General features: G+C 39.4%; 15 protein-coding genes. 9 read left to right on the top strand and 6 right to left on the bottom strand.

All coding sequences use genetic code 11. The features are described from left to right. The first annotated feature begins 30 nt into the window (after nucleotides 1-30). The 8 genes from RBU59_RS06565 (at nucleotide 31) to RBU59_RS06530 (ending at nucleotide 13,673) form a co-directional block, all read left to right on the top strand. A complete protein-coding gene (locus tag RBU59_RS06565) occupies nucleotides 31-948 on the top strand; it encodes a carbohydrate ABC transporter permease (protein WP_308147083.1) in 918 nt (305 codons plus the stop codon). Nucleotides 949-993: 45 nt separating this feature from the next. Beyond that, on the top strand, nucleotides 994-2,766 hold the full coding sequence (locus RBU59_RS06560; RefSeq protein WP_308147082.1) for an ABC transporter substrate-binding protein: 1,773 nt from the start codon (nucleotides 994-996) through the stop codon (nucleotides 2,764-2,766). A 184-nt stretch (nucleotides 2,767-2,950) separates the two neighbouring features. Then, nucleotides 2,951-5,137, top strand: coding sequence for an alpha-galactosidase (locus RBU59_RS06555; protein WP_308147081.1), 2,187 nt, complete (start codon nucleotides 2,951-2,953; stop codon nucleotides 5,135-5,137). Nucleotides 5,138-5,162: 25 nt separating this feature from the next. Then, complete coding sequence (locus RBU59_RS06550; RefSeq protein ID WP_308147080.1) at nucleotides 5,163-8,585, top strand: glycoside hydrolase family 2 TIM barrel-domain containing protein; 3,423 nt, start codon at nucleotides 5,163-5,165, stop codon at nucleotides 8,583-8,585. 651 nt (nucleotides 8,586-9,236) lie between these two features. Further along, on the top strand, nucleotides 9,237-10,451 hold the full coding sequence (locus RBU59_RS06545; protein WP_308147079.1) for an alpha/beta hydrolase family protein: 1,215 nt from the start codon (nucleotides 9,237-9,239) through the stop codon (nucleotides 10,449-10,451). A 47-nt stretch (nucleotides 10,452-10,498) separates the two neighbouring features. After that, a complete protein-coding gene (locus RBU59_RS06540) occupies nucleotides 10,499-11,728 on the top strand; it encodes an alpha/beta hydrolase family protein (protein ID WP_308147078.1) in 1,230 nt (409 codons plus the stop codon). 40 nt (nucleotides 11,729-11,768) lie between these two features. Continuing rightward, nucleotides 11,769-12,812 (top strand): ketopantoate reductase family protein, encoded by a 1,044-nt coding sequence (locus tag RBU59_RS06535; RefSeq protein ID WP_308147077.1) that lies wholly within the window; start codon nucleotides 11,769-11,771, stop codon nucleotides 12,810-12,812. Between the two features lie 231 nt (nucleotides 12,813-13,043). Beyond that, nucleotides 13,044-13,673, top strand: a complete 630-nt coding sequence (locus RBU59_RS06530) for a TetR/AcrR family transcriptional regulator (protein WP_308147076.1) — start codon at nucleotides 13,044-13,046, stop codon at nucleotides 13,671-13,673. Between the two features lie 102 nt (nucleotides 13,674-13,775). Here RBU59_RS06530 and RBU59_RS06525 read toward each other — a convergent pair whose 3' ends face one another. The 6 genes from RBU59_RS06525 to RBU59_RS06500 all read right to left on the bottom strand — a co-directional run bounded on the left by RBU59_RS06525 (nucleotide 13,776) and on the right by RBU59_RS06500 (nucleotide 21,007). Next, a complete protein-coding gene (locus RBU59_RS06525; RefSeq protein WP_308147075.1) occupies nucleotides 13,776-16,385 on the bottom strand; it encodes an ABC transporter permease in 2,610 nt (869 codons plus the stop codon). Further along, complete coding sequence (locus tag RBU59_RS06520) at nucleotides 16,382-17,065, bottom strand: ABC transporter ATP-binding protein (RefSeq protein ID WP_308147074.1); 684 nt, start codon at nucleotides 17,063-17,065, stop codon at nucleotides 16,382-16,384. The genes RBU59_RS06525 and RBU59_RS06520 overlap by 4 nt, the downstream gene beginning before the upstream one ends. Nucleotides 17,066-17,324: 259 nt before the next feature. After that, nucleotides 17,325-18,314: a sensor histidine kinase gene (locus RBU59_RS06515; protein WP_308147073.1), complete on the bottom strand. Its 990-nt coding sequence runs from the start codon at nucleotides 18,312-18,314 to the stop codon at nucleotides 17,325-17,327. Then, nucleotides 18,301-18,987 carry a response regulator transcription factor gene (locus tag RBU59_RS06510; protein ID WP_308147072.1) on the bottom strand — a complete coding sequence of 229 codons (687 nt, stop codon included), beginning with the start codon at nucleotides 18,985-18,987 and terminating at the stop codon, nucleotides 18,301-18,303. Before RBU59_RS06510 ends, RBU59_RS06515 begins: the two co-directional genes overlap by 14 nt. 58 nt (nucleotides 18,988-19,045) lie before the next feature. After that, entirely contained in the window at nucleotides 19,046-19,597 is a 552-nt protein-coding gene (locus RBU59_RS06505) for a MarR family winged helix-turn-helix transcriptional regulator (RefSeq protein ID WP_308147071.1), read from the bottom strand. 132 nt (nucleotides 19,598-19,729) lie between these two features. After that, nucleotides 19,730-21,007 (bottom strand): acyl-CoA thioesterase/bile acid-CoA:amino acid N-acyltransferase family protein, encoded by a 1,278-nt coding sequence (locus tag RBU59_RS06500; RefSeq protein WP_308147070.1) that lies wholly within the window; start codon nucleotides 21,005-21,007, stop codon nucleotides 19,730-19,732. Between the two features lie 332 nt (nucleotides 21,008-21,339). Here RBU59_RS06500 and RBU59_RS06495 point away from each other — a divergent pair, with 332 nt between their 5' ends. After that, nucleotides 21,340-21,792, top strand: coding sequence for a chemotaxis protein CheX (locus tag RBU59_RS06495; protein WP_308147069.1), 453 nt, complete (start codon nucleotides 21,340-21,342; stop codon nucleotides 21,790-21,792). Nucleotides 21,793-22,044 lie beyond the last annotated feature (252 nt).

The following is a 22,044-nucleotide window of genomic DNA, read 5'->3' as shown; positions in this document are numbered from 1 at the left end:
TACGCTGTGGCGCACAGATAGGAGTTTAGAATGAAAATACTTAAAAAGATAAAGAATAATACAGGACAGGATATTGCTTTTAATATAGTTAACTATACTTTTTTTGCATTGTTTACCTTAGCATGTTCCTATCCATTTTACTATCTTATTATTAATACAATAAGCGCCAATGATTTAAGTGCGAATGGATTTATTCGCTTCCTGCCAAAAAATATACATTTTGAAAATTATATTCAAGTCCTAAAACTGGAGGGGCTCTCACGGGCAGCTTTGATTTCCGTGGGCAGGACATTCATTGGAACCGCCTGTACCGTAATGAGTTCTGCCTTTCTAGGGTTTTTGTTCTCCCAGGAGGATATGTGGAAAAGAAAATTATGGTATCGGCTTCTGGTAGTTACCATGTATTTTAATGCCGGTTTGATACCTATGTATCTTACTATGAAAAATCTTCATTTAACGAATAGCTTCTGGGTATATATCATTCCTGCAATTGTACAGCCCTTTAATATTATTCTTGTTAAGACTTACATAGAATCAACGCCAGTATCATTGCAAGAAGCGGCAGAAATTGACGGAGCCGGAATATTAACCGTATTTTTCAGGATTATATTTCCCATTTCAAAACCAATCCTTGCAACAATAACAATTTTTTCTGCGGTAGGGCAATGGAATTCCTTTGGAGATACTTTGATCTACATAACAAACCAAAAGCTTTACTCCTTACAGTATCTGCTCTATGTGTATATTAACCAGGCTAATTCCTTAGCGCAGTTAGTTAAGACGAATACCAGCGGAAGTGTAAATGTGCAGTCATTAATAACACAACAGACACCGACATCCATAAGAATGACGGTTTCAATCATAGTAGTACTGCCAATATTATTTATTTACCCTATATTCCAACGATACTTTATTAAAGGAATTATGATGGGATCCATAAAAGGATAATAAATTTTAATTTATTATAAAACTTATAATGTATAGGAGGAAAAAATGAGGAAAAAAATTATTAGTGTATTTTTGTGTCTGGGAATGGTGATATCCCTGTTATCCGGATGCTCAGGGAGTAAAAAGGAAACCGCGCAGGTAGAAACCAATACGAATACAGGCACTGTGAAAGAAGAATCTGCAAACAGTGATGGAAGTAAAAAATATGAGGAATTTATTACTGTAGATGTATTCGATTCTCTTGCAAATTATCAAGGTATTCAGACCGGGTGGTTTGGGAAAATTATTAAAGACAAATTTAACATGGAATTAAATATTATTTCCCCCAACGTAGCAGGTGGTGGAGAAACCTTGTATCAGACACGCAGTGCCGCCGGCAATCTAGGTGATTTAATTATATATCCTATGTCGGGAGGAAAACTGCAGGATTTAGTGGATGCGAAATTGATTGTTGATATGACAGATATGATGAGTGGCAAAAAAAATCTGGAGAAATATAAGGATGCCATAGAATTTTCCAATCAAAATAACAGTACAGTACCCGGTACCTGGGGAATTCCATCGGAAGTTTCAGAAAACCCGGCAACGCAACCCTTAGGGGGGACTACCTTGAATTTTGGAACTTACTTAAGATGGGATCTATATAAGCAGATGGGTTATCCTGTGATGAAAACAATGGAAGATTTGCTTCCTGTTATGAAACAGATGCAGGATATGAATGTTGTTAGCGATTCCGGTAAAAAAGCATATGCCTTCTCTTTCTTTAAAGACTGGGATGGTGCGTTTATGAATATAGCGACTCAGATACCCTCCTACTATGGATATGCCAATACAGGATTTTTATGGCAAAAAGCAGATGATTCCGCAGAACCGCAGAGTACCCTTGAGGATGATTCCCTGTATATCAGGGGTCTTAAGTTTTTCTACCAGGCAAATCAGCTGGGACTAGTGGATCCGGATTCCACAACCCAGAATTATGATACAGTTTATAATAAATACGTTGATGGTGCTATCTTATGGTCACCTTGGCCATGGCTGTCTGCCGGTTATAATACAGATAAGCATAAAGGAGATGGAAAGCTTTTTGATACGGCTGCAATCGATGATTTCAAATTATATACATGGGGATGTTATGCAAAAGGTAATCCGGGTGTAGCAATGATGATTGGCAGTGAGGCAAAAGATAAAGAAAGATTAATGGATTTTATTGACTGGTATTATTCACCGGAAGCAATTACCTTAATTACAACAGGAGAAAAAGGCGTTACCTGGGATATGACAGACAATCAGCCGAGGTTAACGGATTTGGGATATCAGTGTATGACAGATCCAGCCAATACAGATATGCCTCAGGAAAAGGGCGGCGGAAAATATAAGGATGGTATGTCTCAGTTAAACTATAAGACTATATCTGTCGGTGAAGTTAATCCTGATACAGGATTTCCTTATGACTACAGTTTATGGGACTCATATACTCAGAAGAGCCTTTCTAATATCGAGAAGGATTGGCAGACCCATATGGATGCTAAAAATGCAGTTGACTACTTTACGAAAAACAATCAGATTGTAGTTTCACCAGGCAGCGGTTATTCCACACCGGCGGAAGCATCTGATATTACTACAATAAGAAACCAGATACAGGAAGTTATTAAGGAATTCTCCTGGAAAGCAGTATTTGCCAAAAATGAGGCAGAATTTAATCAGTATATTAAAGATATGCAGGATACTGCCATGGGTCTTGGTTACGATAAGGTGTTAGAAGTAGACAAGGCTAATGCAGAAGCTCAAAAACTGGCCAGAGAGGCAGTAGTCAAATAAAAAATAAAATTAGTTGCCGGTGTTTTAATCGTTATTCCAAGTAATAGATAAATGGACTTTATAGAAACACTTAATGTGTTTTCTTATAAAGTCCATTAAAAATATAAGGAGGAATAGACAGAGATAGGACATTCCTGTTACAATATAGAAAAAATGTTATTAAAATAAGAAGTGAGGTATAAAAATGGCGATTAATTATTATGAAGATACGTGTGTATTTAAACTGGATTCAAAAGACAGCAGTTATTTAATTAAAATTGCAGATCAAAAATATGTTGGACATGTTTATTATGGAAAAAAAATAAGGGGACAGGATGCGGCGGACTTGTTAAGAATAAAAGAACCGCCGTTTACACCTTCTACGAATGAACGGGATAAGCTTCCTTTTTTGGATACTTTTCCTTTTGAATATCCAACCGGCGGAGTAGGTGATTTTAGGGAGACAGCAATAGAAATCAGGGATCAGGAGGGATATGAGGCCTTAGAATTATTTTATGAGTCCTATAAAATATACGAGGGTAAACCGAAGCTTAGGGGATTACCAGCTGTTTTTGCCGAAAAAGACCAATGTATGACCTTAGAACTAAAGCTGGCAGATTCAAATTTGGGGCTTTCAGTTACTTTTTTCTACGCTGTATTTGAAGAAACAGATGTTATCATAAGAAGTGTATTGATTCAAAATACAGCACAAAAGGATATCTATTTAACCAAGGTATTATCCGCCTGTATTGATATGGATAATAAGGAATTTGAGCTCATTACCCTTCATGGTTCCTGGGCAAGGGAGAGGCATATTCAGGAGAGTAAAGTGTGCCATGGGTTTCAGGGTATCGGATCAACCAGAGGTGAATCAAGCCATCAATACCATCCGTTTATTGCTTTAAAGGAGGGAGGAGCAACCCAGGAGACAGGGGAGGTTTATGGTATGCATTTTGTCTATTCCGGGAACTTTATTGCAAATGTATCTTTAGACCAATTTGAAAGCGTCCGGGCTGTCATGGGAATTCATCCCGAGCATTTTTGCTGGAAATTAGGACCGGGAGAAACCTTTCAAGCTCCGGAGGTAGTATTGGTCCATTCCATAGAAGGGCTTGGCGGAATGACCCGCACCTATCATGATTTATACCGAAACCATCTGATTAGAGGACAATATAAAGAGAAGCAGAGGCCTATTTTAATAAATAATTGGGAAGCGACTTACTTTGACTTTAATTCCGATAAACTGATCTCTATTGCTAAAGAAGCCTCAAAACTTGGAATTGAAATGCTTGTAATGGACGATGGCTGGTTTGGAAACAGATATGATGATAACAGGGCTTTGGGCGATTGGAGAGTGAATGAGGAAAAAATTAATAAGGGTTTAAAAAACCTGGTGGAGGAAGTAAATAAATTAGGAATGAAATTCGGTATCTGGTTTGAGCCGGAAATGATATCGCCGGACTCCGATCTATTTCGGGATCATCCTGACTGGGCGATTGGTATACCGGGACGTACCAGGGGATTATGCAGAAACCAATATGTTTTGGACTTAACAAGAAAAGAAGTATTGGAACACACCTATGAGAGCGTAGCGGGAATCCTTAGAAGTGCTAATATTGAGTATGTAAAATGGGATATGAACAGACAGCTGGCGGATTTAGGCAGTCTTGGACTTCCAAAAGACCGTCAGGGAGAATTAAGCCACCGCTACGTCCTTGCGGTTTATGAATTACAGGAACGTCTTTTAAATGAATTTCCTGATTTATTACTTGAAAATTGCTCCGGCGGTGGTGCCAGATTTGACCCGGGAATGCTTTATTACAGTCCGCAGATCTGGTGTTCGGATGATACGGACGCGATTGAACGGCTTTTAATACAAGAAGGAACGGCACTCATATATCCTTTATCTTCCATTGGTGCCCATGTATCCGATTCTCCCAATCATAATGTGGGAAGAGTAACACCTTTTGAAACAAGGGGATACGTTGCACTTGCCGGAACCTTTGGGTATGAATTGGATGTAACGAAAATACCGGAAGAAGACCGTAAAATGATACCGGAACAGATCGCTTTGTATAAAAAGTTCAATGAGTTAATCCGCACCGGTGATTATTACCGCATTGCCTCATATCGGACAAATCATTTTTATGACTGTTTTCAGGTAGTATCAAAAGACAAAGAAGAAGCACTGGTGACTTATATTCAGGTGTTAAACAGACCCAATTGTCATAGCAGGAGAATTTATTTAAAGGGTCTTAATCCTAACAGGAATTATAGAATTGAAGGGGAAGACAAAATTTATGGCGGAGATACATTAATGTACGCCGGTTTGAATCTTAATAAAATATCGGGAGATTTTAAGGGATATCTGATTCATTTAACTGCTATATGAAATGAGAGGAAGGAATCAAGAAAAAATGAGATATTTATTAAATGATGGGTGGAAATTTACAAAACAGGATATTTCAACCTCTCCAGAAAGGATAAATCAGGAGGATATCCGTTGGCAGGAGGTTGATTTACCTCATGACTGGTTGATTTATAATACAAAGGATTTGTATGAGACAGGTGAGGGCTGGTATCAAAAGAAATTATTCATAGATGACCTGGATCATAAGCATTATTTCCTTTATTTCGAGGGAATCTATATGGATTCTACCGTATATGTGGGAACTCGTATGGTGGGGGAATGGAAGTATGGTTATTCCTCTTTTGAATTTGACATAACGGATTATTTAGTACCAGGAGAAAATGAAATTAAAGTTCGTGTGGTTTACCAGAATTTAAATACCCGCTGGTATTCCGGTGCCGGTATTTATAGAAATGTCTGGCTCAAAGTCACAGAACCGGCCCATTTTATTTCAGATGGTATCTATATAACTACCAGTAAGGAGACAGAGGGCTGGAGGCTTGAAATTGAAGCTGAATTAATCGATGAGTCCGGGAGTTACAAGAAGGGCGTCCTTAAGAATACGGTTCTTAATAAAGCAGGGAATACAGTGGCAGTCTGCCAGGAGGAAATTTTACTAAGTAAGGAAGTTGCACGTTATCCACAGGTTTTAAGGATAGACAATCCCCTTCTTTGGAATCTCCATGACCCCAATATGTATGTGTTAAAAACAGAGCTGATCATAAAGGGAAGAGCTATTGATTCGGTAAGCCAGAACTTTGGCTTTCGCACTCTGCGCTTTACCAGTAATGAAGGCTTTTACCTGAATGAGAAACAGATTAAGCTCCATGGTGTATGCGAACACCATGATTTGGGTGCTTTGGGGGCGGCAGTGAACAAAGCTGCCCTTCGTAGAAAATTTATGATATTAAGGGAGATGGGAGTGAATGCAATCCGGACTTCCCATAATATGCCTGCGGTGGAACTAATGGATTTAGCGGATGAACTAGGGTTTTTAGTAGTTTCTGAAGCTTTTGATATGTGGGAACGGCCGAAGACCGAATATGATTATGCCAGGTTTTTCCTTACGTGGTGCCATAAGGATGTAGCAAGTTGGATTCGTCGGGACAGAAACCATCCAAGTATTATTATGTGGAGTATTGGGAATGAGATTTATGATACCCATGCCAGTGAAAGAGGGCTTGAAATAACCAGGATGCTTCGGGATCTGGTCCTTAAACACGATCCTAAGAAAAATGGCCAGGTGACCATTGCATCTAATTATATGAAATGGGAAAATGCTCAAAAATGTACCGAAGAACTTCCCATAGCAGGCTATAATTATGGAGAAGCTTTATACGAAGAACATCATAAAAAATATCCCCATTGGATTATCTATGGAAGTGAAACCGCTGCTACCATACAAAGCAGGGGAATCTACCATTTTCCGGCCGGTAATGTACTGGTCACCCATGAAGACGAGCAATGTTCTTCTTTGGGAAATTGTTCTACCAATTGGGGGGCAAAAAATTCACAAAAAAATATTACAGATGACCGGGATGCAAAATTTTGTCTTGGTCAATTCATTTGGACCGGTTTTGATTACATAGGGGAACCAACCCCTTACTTTACGAAGAATTCTTATTTCGGGCAGATAGATACCGCTGGATTTAAAAAAGATGCCTTTTTTATTTATCAGGCAGAATGGACCGATTACAAAGAAAATCCTATGGTGCATCTTCTTCCCTTTTGGGATTTTAATAAAGGGCAATTGATTGATATTAGAGTCTATTCAAACGCACCGAAGACAGAACTCTTCTTTAATGATACTTCTTTAGGTCTGTTTTGTATTGATCATGAAAAGGGAAAACAACTTAGCGGGGAATGGCAGATTCCCTATGAACCGGGTATAATCAAGGCGGTAGCTTATGATGAAAATGACCGGGTTATTGCGACGGATATGCAAAGTTCCTTTGAAGATGCGGCAAATATTGTTTTAAAACCGGATAAAGCTGCACTAAAGGCGGATGGGTTGGATATGGTCTTTGTAGAAATATCAATGACGGATAAGAACGGTGTACCGGTTAGGAATGCGAATAACCGGGTGGAAGTAAGGGTAAGCGGTGCAGGAAGACTTGTAGGTCTTGATAATGGCGATAGTACAGACTATGATTCTTATAAAGGAACCAGCAGGAGATTATTCTCTGGAAAACTTCTCGCAATGATAGCGTCAAAGCAGGAAGCAGGCAGTATTACCTGCCAGGTCTCATCACCGGGAATGAAAACTGAAGTACTGCGCTTAGATGCCCTGCATTGTGAAAAGATACCCGGGGTTTCCTCCATAACTGAGAATAAGCAGTCAGAAGATGTGATAGAAATACCAATCCGAAAAATTGAACTGATAAACCAAGGGAATAACCATTTAACCAAAGAAAGGAAAGAAACAATCGTATCCGCCAGAATATTTCCGGAAAATGCGACTTATGAAGAGATTGAATGGAAAGCCATGACGGTAAACGGCATTATTTCCAACGTAGCTAAGATAGAGGTAAAGGGCAGGGAAGCCATTGTTACTGCAATGGGAGATGGTGAGTTTCGCCTATGCTGTACGGCTAAAAACGGAGGTAAAAATCCCCAGGTTATTTCGGAACTGGAATTTCAAATAACCGGTTTGGGTGAAATTTTAATCAATCCGTATCAGTTCGTTTCCGCCGGTCTTTACAACTATGGCAACAGAGAATTCCACAGCGGGTTGTTAGGGGGCGTTGCAACCGATAATGCTTTGAACTACATCGGATTTAAGAATGTGGATTTTGGTGAATATGGATCGGATGAAATAACCATACCAATTTATCATTTAAGTCATAATTCGACTCAGATTGAAATCTGGGAGGGAATTCCTGGAGAGGAAGATTCGCAATTGCTTTTGGATACGGAATATGATAAAGATTTTATTTGGAATACGTATCAAGCCGAGACGTACAGACTTCCAAAACGGTTAAAAGGAATTACTGCCATATGTATCGGGATAAAGGACAAATTAGATATTAAGGGCTTTAACTTTACTTATTATGAAAAAGCCTTTGCCAGATTATCCGCTGTTGAATACAATAACATATATGGCGATTGTTTTACGGTTACAAAGGAGGCAATAGAAAAGATAGGGAATAACGTTGCCATTGATTTTAAGAATATGGATTTTGGAGACAGGGGTATTAACAAAGTGGTTATCTGCGGGAAATCCAGAACGGATCGTAACACTATCCACATTAATTTCGAAGGTGATGAATCGGAAGAAAGACAAAGTTTTGAAATTCCATATTCGGCTGATTATAAGGAATATGAGTTCAGGGTAAATAAAGTTACCGGAAATCAAAAGGTGAGTTTTTTGTTTTTACCGGGCAGCAGTTTTGATTTTAAGTGGTTTCAATTTTATGGGGAAGATAAGTAACGTACAGAACACTGATGGCAGGATTTATTTAACAACTATATGAAATGAGAGAATAGTGATTCCCAAAAGGAAATGCCGCGCTTTTTGATTATATAATTGAAAAACAAAATACTAACGATATAAATTTTAGCAATTACAAGACTAATAAATTTTATGGATATGTGGTATATCTTATAAAATTCTCCACTACAATACTTTTTCCGCGCTGGAAGGGAATAAGATATATCACATAGCAACAATATTGGTGTTTTGTAATTAGTTATATGAAATTTATAAAAGAGATGGACAATGTTGACTATTATTTATAAAACATTAGGTTAGACTGTGTCTGAAGTTAAAATAAATATCTCTTGACAAGTAAGAAATTGGCGCATATAATTAACTATGTAGTTAGTTAGTACTGCAATTAATTAACTATGTGGTTAGTATAATTATTGGCATAAAAAACACGTTAAATAAAAAGATTTGATTTAGTAAAATGTAACTTGATTGTATGCTAGATTGGTATAAAGATTAATAAATACCGGTCTATATATAATAAATAAAAATGAAAGGATGGTAGTTATGAAAGGTCGCAAATAAAAAGAAGGATATCAATTTTTATGATAGTTTACATTAGAATGATGGAATTATTAAGATGGAGGATAAGAGATGAGAAGTGAAAAAAGAATTCAAGAACTATTAAAACAAACAGAAAAAGTGGCAGATGCACACAGACAGTTTTATAAAGTTTATTTTGAAGACAACAGCATGGATTTCGCATTTCAATGGGCTTTAGGCTGTATACGCAATGGTGGAGGCGAAATAGGAGAAATGTTTTATACTGCGGCACAAATCGAGGATTATAACCCGGATAGCTGGGCTGCAGAATGGCCTATAATGGCGCAAAGAGTTGAAAAAAGAGCACAGGAGGCAGCTGCAAAAAATCATGATGTCAGTGCAAGAGAATTCTATTTACGGGCCGCATGTTACTATCGTACAGCCCTGGCGGCTTTATTACCCAGTGATACCAATTTTAAATTGATTGCAGATCGTTATAAATCAAGTTTTTTGAAAGCAGCACCTTTGTTCAATATGCCGATTGAATACATAGAAATCCCTTTTAAAAATACTGTACTACCAGGCTGTTTTATCAAAGCGGCAAAAAATAATGAAAAGCAAAAAACACTCATTATGGTAGGCGGGGGAGAGACATTCTTTCTGGATCTTTACCTGTATATCGGGCCCTCTGCAGTAAAAAGAGGATATAATTTTCTAACCGTAGATATTCCCGGACAGGGAACACTTCCCTTTGAAGGGCATATCTATAGGCCGGATACAGAAGTTCCACTAAAAACCATTATAGATTATGTCTTAAATAGGCCGGATGTTGACTCAGATCGTATAGCAGCGTACGGAATCAGTGAGGGAGGTTATTTTATTCCGAGAGCAGCTGCCTATGATAAACGTATAAAAGCCTGCATCGCGAACCATGTATTTAATGATTTTCATCGGTTTCTGTCATATACTGCATTAAAGTCCAAAGAGCAAACGGAAAAAATATCACCTATGAATTACAGAATGATGGAATTAGTGGCTTGGCGTCATGGCATTGAATCCATTTCGGAAATAATGGAAATAAGTAAAGGGTTCTACTATGATCCCAAATTAATCACATGCCCGTTTTTAAATATTACCAGTGCGGGAGAGTATGCGAATCCTGCGGTAAAAGCTATGCAGGATGAGTGCTTTGAAGCTATAGGAAGTCCCATGAAAAAAATGTTAGTGGCTCCTTTTGAGGAAGGTGCCGGAACACATTGCCTTGGCGAAAATACGGGATTGATGAGTGCATTGGTGTTTGACTGGTTGGATGAAGTATTTGCCTGACAAAGGAAATAGAGCAGAGAAAAATAGATCGATATGGAGACTTAACAATGAAAAGTAAAAATAGAATTCAGGAACTACTAAAGCAAACAGAAAAAGTGGCAGATGCACACAGACAGTTCTATAAAGTCTATTTTGAAGATAACAGTATGGATTTTGCTTTTCAATTGGCATTGGGAACCGTTCGCAATGGCGGTGGCGAAATTGGGGAAATGTTTTATACTGCGGCACAAATTGAGGACTATAATCCGGATAGCTGGGCGGAAGAATGGCCCAGGATGGCTGAACGTGTAGAAAGAAAAGCAAAACAGGCTGAAGCAGATGGTCATGTTGTCAGTGCAAGAGAATTTTATATACGGGCTTCCACTTATTATCGGACTGCTTTGTTTGCACTTACGCCTGACAATCCTGGTTTCTTGGCGGTTTATTATAAATCCATGACATGTTTCATAAAGGCGGCAACCTTGTTAGAACCCCAAATAGAATTAATAAAGATCCCGTTTGAGAATACTTTCTTGCCCGGATGCTTTTCTAAAGCTGAAACAAACGCAGAAAAAAAGAAAACGATCATCGCAATCGGCGGAGGAGAAACTTTCTTTACAGACCTTTATTTACATTTAGGGCCGTCGGCAAACAAACGGGGTTATCATTTCATGACGGTGGATCTGCCGGGACAGGGAATTTTGCCTATGGAAGGGCATTTTTTCAGAGCTGATTCGGAGATTCCTTTGAATGCAGTAGTGGATTACGCCTTGAGCAGGCCGGATGTAGATGGAGAAAGGCTCGCTGTATATGGCGCAAGTGGAGGAGGGTATTATGTACCAAGAGCTGCGGCCTTTGATAAGCGGATAAAAGCTTGTGTGACCAATTACGCCATCATTGACATTCAGAGGATAATGAAAGAAATGGCAATTCAATCTGATGAAGTAAAAATGTCACCGTTCAATATCCGTATGTTTCAGCTGATGGCATGGAGAAATGGGCTTTCCTATGATGATATGGTCGGTATGATTGATCTGACAAAAGATTTCTCAGTCGATCCGGAGAAGATTCACTGCCCGTTTTTAAATGTAACAAGCGAGGGGGAATATGCAAATCCAGCCACACAGAAAATGCAGGATGAGTTTTTTATGCTGGTCAGAAATATAGAAAAGAAGATGATAGTAACAGCATTTGAAGACGGAGCCGGAGCCCATTGTTTGGGAGAAAACACCGGGCTTTTGAGTGCACTCGTATTTGACTGGCTTGACGAAATTTTTCAAGAAGTTTCTGTTTTGTAGGAGTTAATAACAGCAAGGAGTGTATTAAATGGAAAAAATATTGGTTTTCGGGGCCGGACCGTTAGGAAGCCTTATGGCGGCCAGACTGGTAGAAGCGGGCAAGGATGTCACACTTCTGGCTCGTGGTAAACGGTTGGAGGATTATAAAAAATACGGTATTGTGCTGGAAGATGAAGTAAGCGGCGTACAAACGGTGACGCCCATTAAATTGACGGATTCCTTTGGTGCGGAGGACGAATACGATCTTGTCATGGTGGTGATGCGAAAAAATCAAGTTGGGCAAATACTGCCCATGCTGGCTGCTAATAAAAAAGTACCTGTTTTTTTATTCATGATGAATAATGCGGTTGGACCAGGCGATTTCATTTCGTTATTGGGTCAGGAAAGGGTTATGACGGGTTTTCCTGCTCCCGGAGGGGAGCGGGTCGGTCATATAATAAGACATGTTCCTGTTGATGAGAATACTATTTGGTCTCTTCCGATTGGCGAAGTGAATGGTATTGTAAAGGACAGGACCCGTCAGGTGGCAGAACTGTTAAGCAGCATGCGTGGCTATAAAGTACAAATCCGCCAGGACATGGATAACTGGCATAAATATCATGTGGCTGTTTTAATGCCTGCTTTTGCTCCTGCATTATTAGCCGCGAAAGTCAAAATGAAGCGTATGGGGCGGACGAGAGATTTGGTGGTTCTCGGTTTAAGGGGTATCAAGGAAGCCTTCAGAGCACTGGAAAAATGCGGGATCCCTGTAACTCCACGTATATTAAAAAGTGTATATTGGGTGCCGGAACCTGTAATGGTTATGGTATTAAGTAAAATGCTGATCAGCGAAAAGTATAAATCGAGTATTGAAGGCCACATGACTGGCGGATATGATGAAATCAAGCATTTAACCTATGAAATTATGCCCCTGATCCGTAAAAGCGGGGTGCCAACGCCGTCTATTGACAGTCTTTTACCTTATTATGAAGATAAGGGTCCGGAGATCCCTGAGGGAAGTAAAAGTATCCCAATGAAGTGGGGAGGGGTTATGTTTCCTCTACTTACCATCGCTGTCTTGATTGGATTACTGATCATATTGTGAAATGACTGCCAGTAACAGAAAACAGAAATTCTTTAACCATTCAATCCGCCGCATAATGTATTCACAACGCCAATTACAACTTAGCAATAATAATAATATATGAAAACTAATTACTGGATAGAGTCAATTAGATACCAATGATAAAACTCCTATAAGTAGAACGTCTCTTGACAAATGAAATTTTGGGACATATAATTAACTATGTGGTTAGTTTTTACTTAGGAGGAACTTATGAATAAACGGGATGCAGTGGAAACAAAGGCAAGAATTCTATTGACCGCTGAAAATATATTTTCTGAGGTTGGATTTGATAAGGCTCGTGTTGACGATATTGCCAAAGAAGCAGGGGTAAATAAGGCTTTAATATACTATTATTTTAAAAGTAAAGATGAGATACTCGAAACACTTTTTTCCAGTCTTGTGGACGATGCCAGACGGATGTTGGTAAAAAGTCTGGAGGGGACACCTGATGTTGTTAGTGGAGATAATTATAAAGTCCTCTTTGATGGATATATTCATTTTGTTATGGAAAAAAGAAATATTATTAAGGTCGCAGTTGCAGAATCTGCAAAAAAGTCGTCAAATCTTTCCGTTGTTATGGAATTAGGAAATTTGATTATTAATGCTGAAATTGAAAGCATTCGTAAAGCATATGAATTAAAAGGTCTTTATTTTCCAGAGGATAAGACAGAAGTACTAATTATGGAGTTTTTTACTGGATTGATGCCTTTTTTTAGCTTTGCGTTATATAAGGATCAATGGGAGTCATATTATCATATTAGTGAGAAAGAATTATGCGATAACTTTTATGAAGCATTTAAAAAAACCCATTTGTCAGCACATTTGCCGAGTGAGCGTTAGTGGATTAAGATCTGTTAGGAAGTGCGTATTAAAGTAAAAGGAAACGGTGGTTTTGATTGTTATTTCAAAACCGCCGTTATTTCATATATTTCTAATTTTACATCAGGTCATATCATCCCGAAGTGCATCAATAATATTCTCTTTTTTTAACTTGCTAACGGCATACAGCATGGTAACAAACACTACAAAAAGCACGCTGAATACACTGATTGCCATACTGCTCCACGGAAATACATATTCGATATTGTCAGCCCCTCCGGCGAACATTCCTTTATAAACCAGCCAGGAAGAGATTGCAGCTAAGGGAAGTCCACAGAGCAGTGCTCGCATGCCATAAAAGGCACACTCAAAATTCATCATCTTCTGGAAATCCCGTTCTGACATACCCACAGAGCGGAGCATGGCAAGCTCCCGTCTGCGTAGCTTGATATTGGTGGAGATGGTGTTGAATACATTGGCAACTGCAATCAAGGAAATCATAATAATAAAAGTATAAGCGAACACATTGGCAATGAATATAGTATTACGGCTCTCATCCAGCATTTCATAGGTATTGAACAGGTTGTATTCTGTTGATGTTATGTCTTCATCTAAAAGCATTGTTTTCATCTCAGCCACTGACTTTGCAGGATTCTTTGAACGGAAAGTAAGACCTTTAATTGCCACAGGTGAATCTTTAGTTTCAAACTTCTCCTTGAGGGAATAGGGAGCCATCACTATAAACAGAAATGGATTTTTAGGTCCGGAGTTTTCCAGGATTGGCAGCGTATCAGGTGGTACGGTATGGACAAACTGTATGCTTACATTCTGCCCCTGTTCCATCATCTGACGGTCCTTTGTCTCGGGGTGGATGGTAAAATCCATGGAAGAAGCCTTGAACAGATCGTTAAATTCGTCATCCACTTGGGTCTGATTGGTTTTTAAGTGATTCTTCATTTGGGCAACAGCAATCATTTTCGCATTTTGTCCAGTGTATTCTTTTTCGGATAAGCCTAAGCTTTTGATAATATTCAGATAGGTGCTGTCCTCAAGAAACTGTATGTCCATTGGCAGAGTCACCATTTCATCCGGCGAAGGTGAATCCACGTATTTCAGGTAATTGTCTGTAAGATACTCTGCTTTGGCAGTGCAGGTATATTTCATAAGGGCTTGATAGGAACTTTCATAAACTCCTTCGGCGGTTTTTAGCCTGTTGTAAAGCTGCAACATTTTAGAATCCTCTATGTCCTGGGAGGCAAAACCGATGTCGTAGTCAGTAACCACTGCTGCCCGTTCCGAGGCCTGTTCCATATACGTTACAAAAGCACTGGCCGACACAAACAGCATTACGCTTAATACGAGGGATAATACAATGCTTCGATATCGTTTCTTATTTCTTTTAAAATTCTTTAGTGCTAGGACACCCTCCAAACCATATATTTTTTGTGCCAGTTTTGAAGTTTTCACAGCTTTTGATTCAACTTTGACTTCGTTGGTTTGGCGGATACTCTCCATTACGGGAGTATTTGCAGCTTTTCTGGCCGGAATATAGGCTGAAATCAGGATAGTAACCAAACTGACTACCGAAGCAGCTGCAATGGCCGGGAGGGATACTGTCATGGTAAATGGCACATTATTATAGAGAATGCTTCCGAAACTTCGGGAAACAATAAAGATTACGAGGCCAATACTTCCTATGCCAACGATTACCCCAATGGGGATACCAACAACGCCAATACAAAGCCCTTCAAACAGCACGGAATTCCGCAGCTGTTTTGCTGTGGCGCCTACAGAGGAAAGGATTCCAAACTGCCTTGTGCGTTCGTTCAGGGAGATAGTGAAGGCGTTATAGATCAAAAAGATCGAGCCTATCATAATAATGATAATTACAATTCCGCCAACTGAGTATAAAAACATGTTGATAATATTATCATCGGAAAGTCCCATAAAACGCAGTACATAATCGTTAAGGACGTAAGCCTGGCTGCCGGCGGTGTGTTTTAAATAAGTGTGCAGTTTATGCGGATTTGTCAGGGTGACAAATAATGAGAAGCTGTCCACTATGTCCTTTTCATCCGTTTTCGTTATCAAGGTATATCCAGGAGCAGTAGCTTCCTCAAAGCCGAGTTTCCCGCTGATACCGACAACGGTATAGGTTTTCTCAAATTTTGGTTTTAGAGTTTCTTTGACTCTCCCTTTTTTGAGTCCGGATTGATAAGGTGTATTTTGACCGAGATTTTTATTTCCTGCCATACGGCTTCCGACAGCAAGTGTGAGTTTATCACCCAGTGCGATTTTTACGCCGCCTTTTGCTTCGACGCTAAGGGGAACAACAATTTCACCGCCGTTTTCCGGAAGCCTTCCGGATAATAAGTTAACAGGTAAGGAATGAAATGCATTCTCATCAAAACCGGCTATAAAAAGATAGGGTTTATCCGGAGTTTTTATGCCGTCGAGAGGCGCGTAACCGATATTTTCAAAAGCCGCAATATTGGCGATTCCCGCGTCTTTGGTTCGTTCCTGCATGAAAGACGAGGAAACTGCAGGAAAGGCAACATGCCAGTCTCCGTATTTTTGAATCGCGCCTTGTGTCATATAGTTAAGCAGAGAAACACCAAAGGTGGCAACCCCGGTAATTAAGGCAGCGGACAGTACAACACCTATAATTGTGACAATGGTACGTGTGCGGCTTTTTTTCATGCTTTGCAGTGTAACTTTGTTGAAAATATTCATGGCCGCACCCTCTCATCTCTCACGACCTTACCATCGGATATACCGATAATACGGTCAGCTTGGAGGGCAATATTTTCGTCATGGGTAACAAGAAGTAAGGTTTGCCCGTATTTTTTATTGCTTTCCTTTAGCAGTTTGATGATTTCATGCCCATTCCGGCTGTCTAAACTACCGGTGGGTTCGTCAGCAAGCATGACTGCCGGAGCATTCATCAAAGCGCGTCCTATGGATACTCGCTGTTGCTGTCCACCAGAAAGCTGATTAGGTAAATGGGTTTTACGCTCTTTAAGTCCAAGCATTGTAAGAAGGTCATTCAGCCGTTCCTCATTGACCTTGCGCTTATCCATCAGGATCGGCAGGGTGATGTTTTCTACCACATTCAAAGTGGGAATAAGGTTGTGAAACTGATAAATCAGTCCAACCTGCCGCCTGCGGAAAATGGCTAGTTTTTCATTGCTCCCCGCATATACATCCTGACCCTCCAGGTAAACCTTACCGCTTGTGGGAATATCCACGCCACCGATAATGTGAAGCAATGTAGATTTGCCGGAGCCGGAGGAACCGATAATGGCGGTAAACTCTCCCTTTTCGATTGAAAGGGATACATGGTCAAGGGCAGTAACCTGGTTTTCGTTCCTGCCATAGGTTTTGCATAGATTTTCAATTTTTAAAAATTCCATTATGTGAGTTTCCTTTCTTATGCACTTTTTTTTGCGAGTCTAAAGTTTTGTTCGAAGATTTAACCAGACTCATTCTTGTAATACTCCGCGACACGGCTGCTCTGCAGCCGTAAACGGCGTAGGAGAATTAAGCGAAATGTGATAATTCAGCTCCCGGTTAAATTGTCATATTTCAAATGAGACTGTCAGGAAAGTTTCCTTTACTCACTATAATAGAACTCTCAAGTTACATCATGGTGACGATTTGGTGAGAGATTCGTCACTTTGGAAAACGAATAGTAAATACCGCACCGCCCTGTGAGTGATTTTTAGCGGTAATCGTTCCTCCCTGCCGTGTTATAATCATCTTACAGAGAGCTAGTCCAATTCCGTATCCTGTGGCATTTTGGCTTTTTCCACGATAAAACCGATCAAACAGGCAAGGTAAATCTTCTTTTGCAAAACCTGGACCGCTGTCGTGAATGACAATCTCGGTAAAGAGAGGATTGTCTGTGCAGCCAAGTTCAATCTTACCGTTTTCGCCGGTACTTTCCATGCAATTTTTTATAATATTTTGAATTGCTTCCGAGAGCCAGCCCGGGTCTCCTTGAATCACCATATCTTTTGGTACATTTATTTGTACAGAAATTTCATGAAGTTCCATTGGGATTAGAAAGGGGCGAAGAGCAGTACGGATTAAGTTGTCTGCCTCTATTTGCTCCCTTTGGAATACCACAATTCCCGCATCCAAGCGGGATAATTTTAAAAGGGAAGTTATCAGCCAATCCATTCGTATAAGTAATTCCTCGGTTTCCCTTACATATGCTTTCCGGTCCTTTTCATCAGGGCTGTTCCTAAGCAGGGAAAGAATAAGATTTACAGAGGTGAGAGGAGTTCTAAGCTGGTGAGCGATATCAGCCAGGGAATTGGAAAGATATTCTTTTTCTTTTCTCAACGCCTCGTTCTGCTCACGAAGACGAAGCGTCATTTTTGTTATCTCACTGTGCAGAATGGAGAGCTCACCCTCCTCCGCTTCCCCCATATACAGATGGTCAGCATTATGAAGTACAAGATCGATTTGGTCGGAGATCCGTGCAAGACTTTTGTACCTGGCTTTGGTAAATATATAAAAGGCGGTGCCAAAGGCGGCAGCAGAAGAGACGGCAAGAATTCCTGCCGCCTCATTGATCGAAAAGCCAAGAATTACCGTGACAGCGGACAGGAGAGTGAACAAACCGGCAAAACGGCGAAATTCTCTATTCCGAAGCATACTGACCTCCCAATCGATACCCTGTCCCGCGGACAGTAAGAATGATTTGCGGGCTTGAGGGATCCTCTTCTATTTTCTCCCGTAAACGTTTGATATACACAGTTAAGGTATTATCATTAACAAATTCCCCCGCAGCATCCCACAATTCGTCAAGAAGTCTGGTCCTTGTAATAATACTGTTTGGGTTGTTTATAAACACCAGTAACAGGCGGTATTCTAACGCCGAAAGAAAGACTTCATTGCCGTTTTTTTTCACAATGCCGCTTGCGGTATCGATTAAAAGCCCCCTTATTTCAAAATCAGTCCCGGGCCGTCCGCTTTTTCTAAGTGCAGTTCCTATTCGAGCAATCAATTCACGGGGACGAAAGGGCTTGGTGATATAATCGTCCGCGCCAATGTTAAGCCCTGTTACAACACTCGCTTCGTCTCCGGATGCAGTCAGAAAGATAACTGGGATATCCCCTGTTTCTTTAATTTCGTTGCAAACTGTAAAGCCATTACCGTCAGGCAAGGAAATATCAACAAGAGCCAAGTCAAATTTATTCCTGGCAAGGGCTGCAAGTGCTTCACGTTGTGTAGGAGCGTGGGTAATTGTAAAACCCTCCGAGCGAAGTAAAAGTATAAGGTTTTTAGCAATTGCTTTATCGTCTTCAACCAAAAATATCCGTTTCATTAATTTTTTAACCTCCTAATTACTGCTCCTGTAGTGTCGCGGTTAACTCCTATCAGAGCTAACCACTTCGTCTTTTTACAAATCGTTCAAGCACGTCATACAATTCTTCTGCCGTAAATGTATTGGGAATCTGGACATTTTCTTCGTATCCATCCATTTTATTACCGTCAAAACAATAGAGCTTCAATAGTAATTTCCATAAAAGATCCAATTCTTGTTGGGTAAAATCCTTAAATAAGTCTGCCATAAATTCTGCAGTGACGTTTTTTGCACATTTTACCATGGTATCAAGTCCGGCTTGAGTCAAGCGTACGTTGATGGCACGTTTATCTTTAGGACTGGGAACAATGGTTACAAAATCCTTTTTCTGCAGACTGTTAATAATCTGTGTGATGTTCTGTTTTGAAGTGCCGAGTTTATTGGCAATATTGACAAAGGTCGTCTCATCTTCCGGTAAATGAAGAATTGCAAGAATTGTCATATATTGTCTTTCAGTCAATGGCTCACAGTACATATCGCCTGCCATTTGCACTTTATTCGATGCAGCAATCAAAGTGGCAAAAACCTGCTCCATTGTATGCAATATTTTCAGCTCTTTGTTAAAATCCATTGGGTATCAACCTCTTTAATCTTTTTGATTCGTTTTACTGCTTTTTATGATACCATAAATGCGGCTCAATGGACAGAGGATTTTGTAAATCAAGTAAGAAGCAGGCAGCAACAGCATGCAGTTATCAAAACATTAAGATGCCAAAAAGAAAGCAATTGTCTTTTTCCAAGAATCATATTGAGCGTCACTGTTGCCCTCAATAGTACCACCGGAAGTGAAGATACCTCCATTCATCGGCATTTTAAGTGTTAATGCAATGGGGAGGACATAGGGAATCGGCAACGGATGCCCCATATCCTCATAAGCTAAAAGTTTGATATCTTGCTTATAGGTATGTGTCTTAGCAGCGTTTAGGATTTCCTGACAACCGTCATAACTATTCCATATATTATCCGATTTTCCGCAAATCAGCAGAATGTCCGCAGAAGCATTTTCTATTTTAATACGTGCTTCTTCCCGGTTAGTTGCATTTTCAATTGAGTGTTTATAAGTACTGGCAAATCCAAATGGAACATTGTTTTTAACATCTTTTTTTAATTCTTCGAAAAAGATGTTATTATCAACTGGAATAAACGGTATCGAAGTGCCTTTGTAAGACCAAGAGGAAACGAGATTCCCGCTCATTAAACCATCTAAAGCTTGGAAACAATAAGTGTGCGCTTCTACTGCTGCTACTTTTTTAATCTGCGGATAACGTGAAGCGAGCAGCAGAGCCAGTTCGCTGCCTTTCGATGTTCCATGCAGATAGATGTCACTCATTTGTGTCAGTGTATTTGTTTCAATCCAGTGAAAGATTTTTTCGAAATATTCAAGCGGTACCATCTCAAGTTTTTCCGGTAAATCCTCCGCTCCGAAATATGGAATTACTAGAACATTGAAGCCTCTGGAAGCAAGTGGTGCTGCCAAAAGGCTAAGTGCTTCCATTTGACCATCGGAACCACCAAGCATTAAAATCATCTTGCGTGCTTTGTCACCATTGTGGAAGAGCTGACCGTTAAAGGAATCGTGTATAGGGGTTATATGTATATCATCTGTTTTGAATAACCTTGTTATTTGTAAGGATTCCGTTTGCATATCGGTTTCAAAGGTGAAGTGGAAAAACATCGGATGATCGACGTTGATATTGGCTGATATGTCTTGGGTGAGAGGTGCAGTTGCTTGCAAAGAATAAACTAAGCCCATTGGATGGGCATGCCGATAAGTGCCCTCAATTGGGACAGCAGTGTCCAAATCAACGATGCCTGTTGAGTTGGCTATATAATTGGCATAAGAGGAAAATTCGAGACTGGGACACCATGGCAGAGCTGTATTTAATTTAATTTTCAATATGCTGCCTGAGGATAATCCAGAAATTACAATATGAATTTGGTCATCAACCATCGAAGTTATTTCGTTTACATTAATTTGCATTATAGTTTGTTCTCCTTTTCATCAATGATGTGTTTTGTTGGTTAATACTATATAAACAATATATTGTCTAAATATATAATAATAGAAATGGGTTTAAAAGTCAATATATTGTCTAAAATTTATTTTTTACGATTCGTTTGTGTATTGACATTTCAGTATTAATAGGAGGCTGCCAAACGTTAATGAGTCTTTGTGACCTTTATGCAACATATTAAGCGTAGTTCTTTAAGCCTATTTTTATAGGTATATAGTCTGTGAGCTGTAATATTAATCTTATGAAGTGTCGAAATTTATACATAAAGGCAGCAGGCTAAAAGGAGATTTTGAGAGCTATGGATGTTAAGTATATAAATGCTATTTTAGAAACTTTCAGTGTTACTTTGGAACAATTCGGAGTACATAATATTAAAAGGTGTAATATTCAAAAGAAAAATAAAATGTACTTGAATTTAGATTTATCGACAATAGTTTGTTTTCAAGGTGCGGTTCAGGGTGACATAGCTCTTTCTATGCCTTTAGATACTGCAAAAAAATTGGCATCTATAATGATGATGGGGATGAGTGTTGCTTCCATTGATGATATGGCTAAAAGTGCACTGGGGGAATTGTCCAGTATGATTGCAGGTTCTTCCGCAACGAAACTTTCTTCGTTTGGGTTATTAACTAAGATTAATCCTCCCAATGTTATTTTGGAAAACGCTGAAATTAACAGTTTTGAGACGATAGCCATTGAGTATGAGACTGATATTGGTAAAATAGAACTTAATATTGGACTGAATTTATAAGATCAGCTGGAACTTATATTTAATATAAGCAAATCTGTTTAAGTACCGTAAGGTCAGAGCAAAGTTAATTCGAGGTTATGTTTTCAAAACGGAAAGCATAACCTCGGTTTGGTAAATGTGAATTATCAGGAGCAGTCAGGGATTGATTTAACAGAAGAACACATAAGCTGTTTTATCTAGTAAGAAATACTCATATATAGGTACATTCTATTGACAGTTTATATCCTGCAGAATATACTTAAGCCAAAGATT

This window comes from Anaerocolumna sp. MB42-C2 (assembly GCF_030913705.1).
GTDB lineage: Bacteria > Bacillota > Clostridia > Lachnospirales > Lachnospiraceae > Anaerocolumna.
The sequence above is the reverse complement of the archived record's forward strand: the minus strand, read 5'-3'. Positions and strand labels throughout refer to the sequence as shown.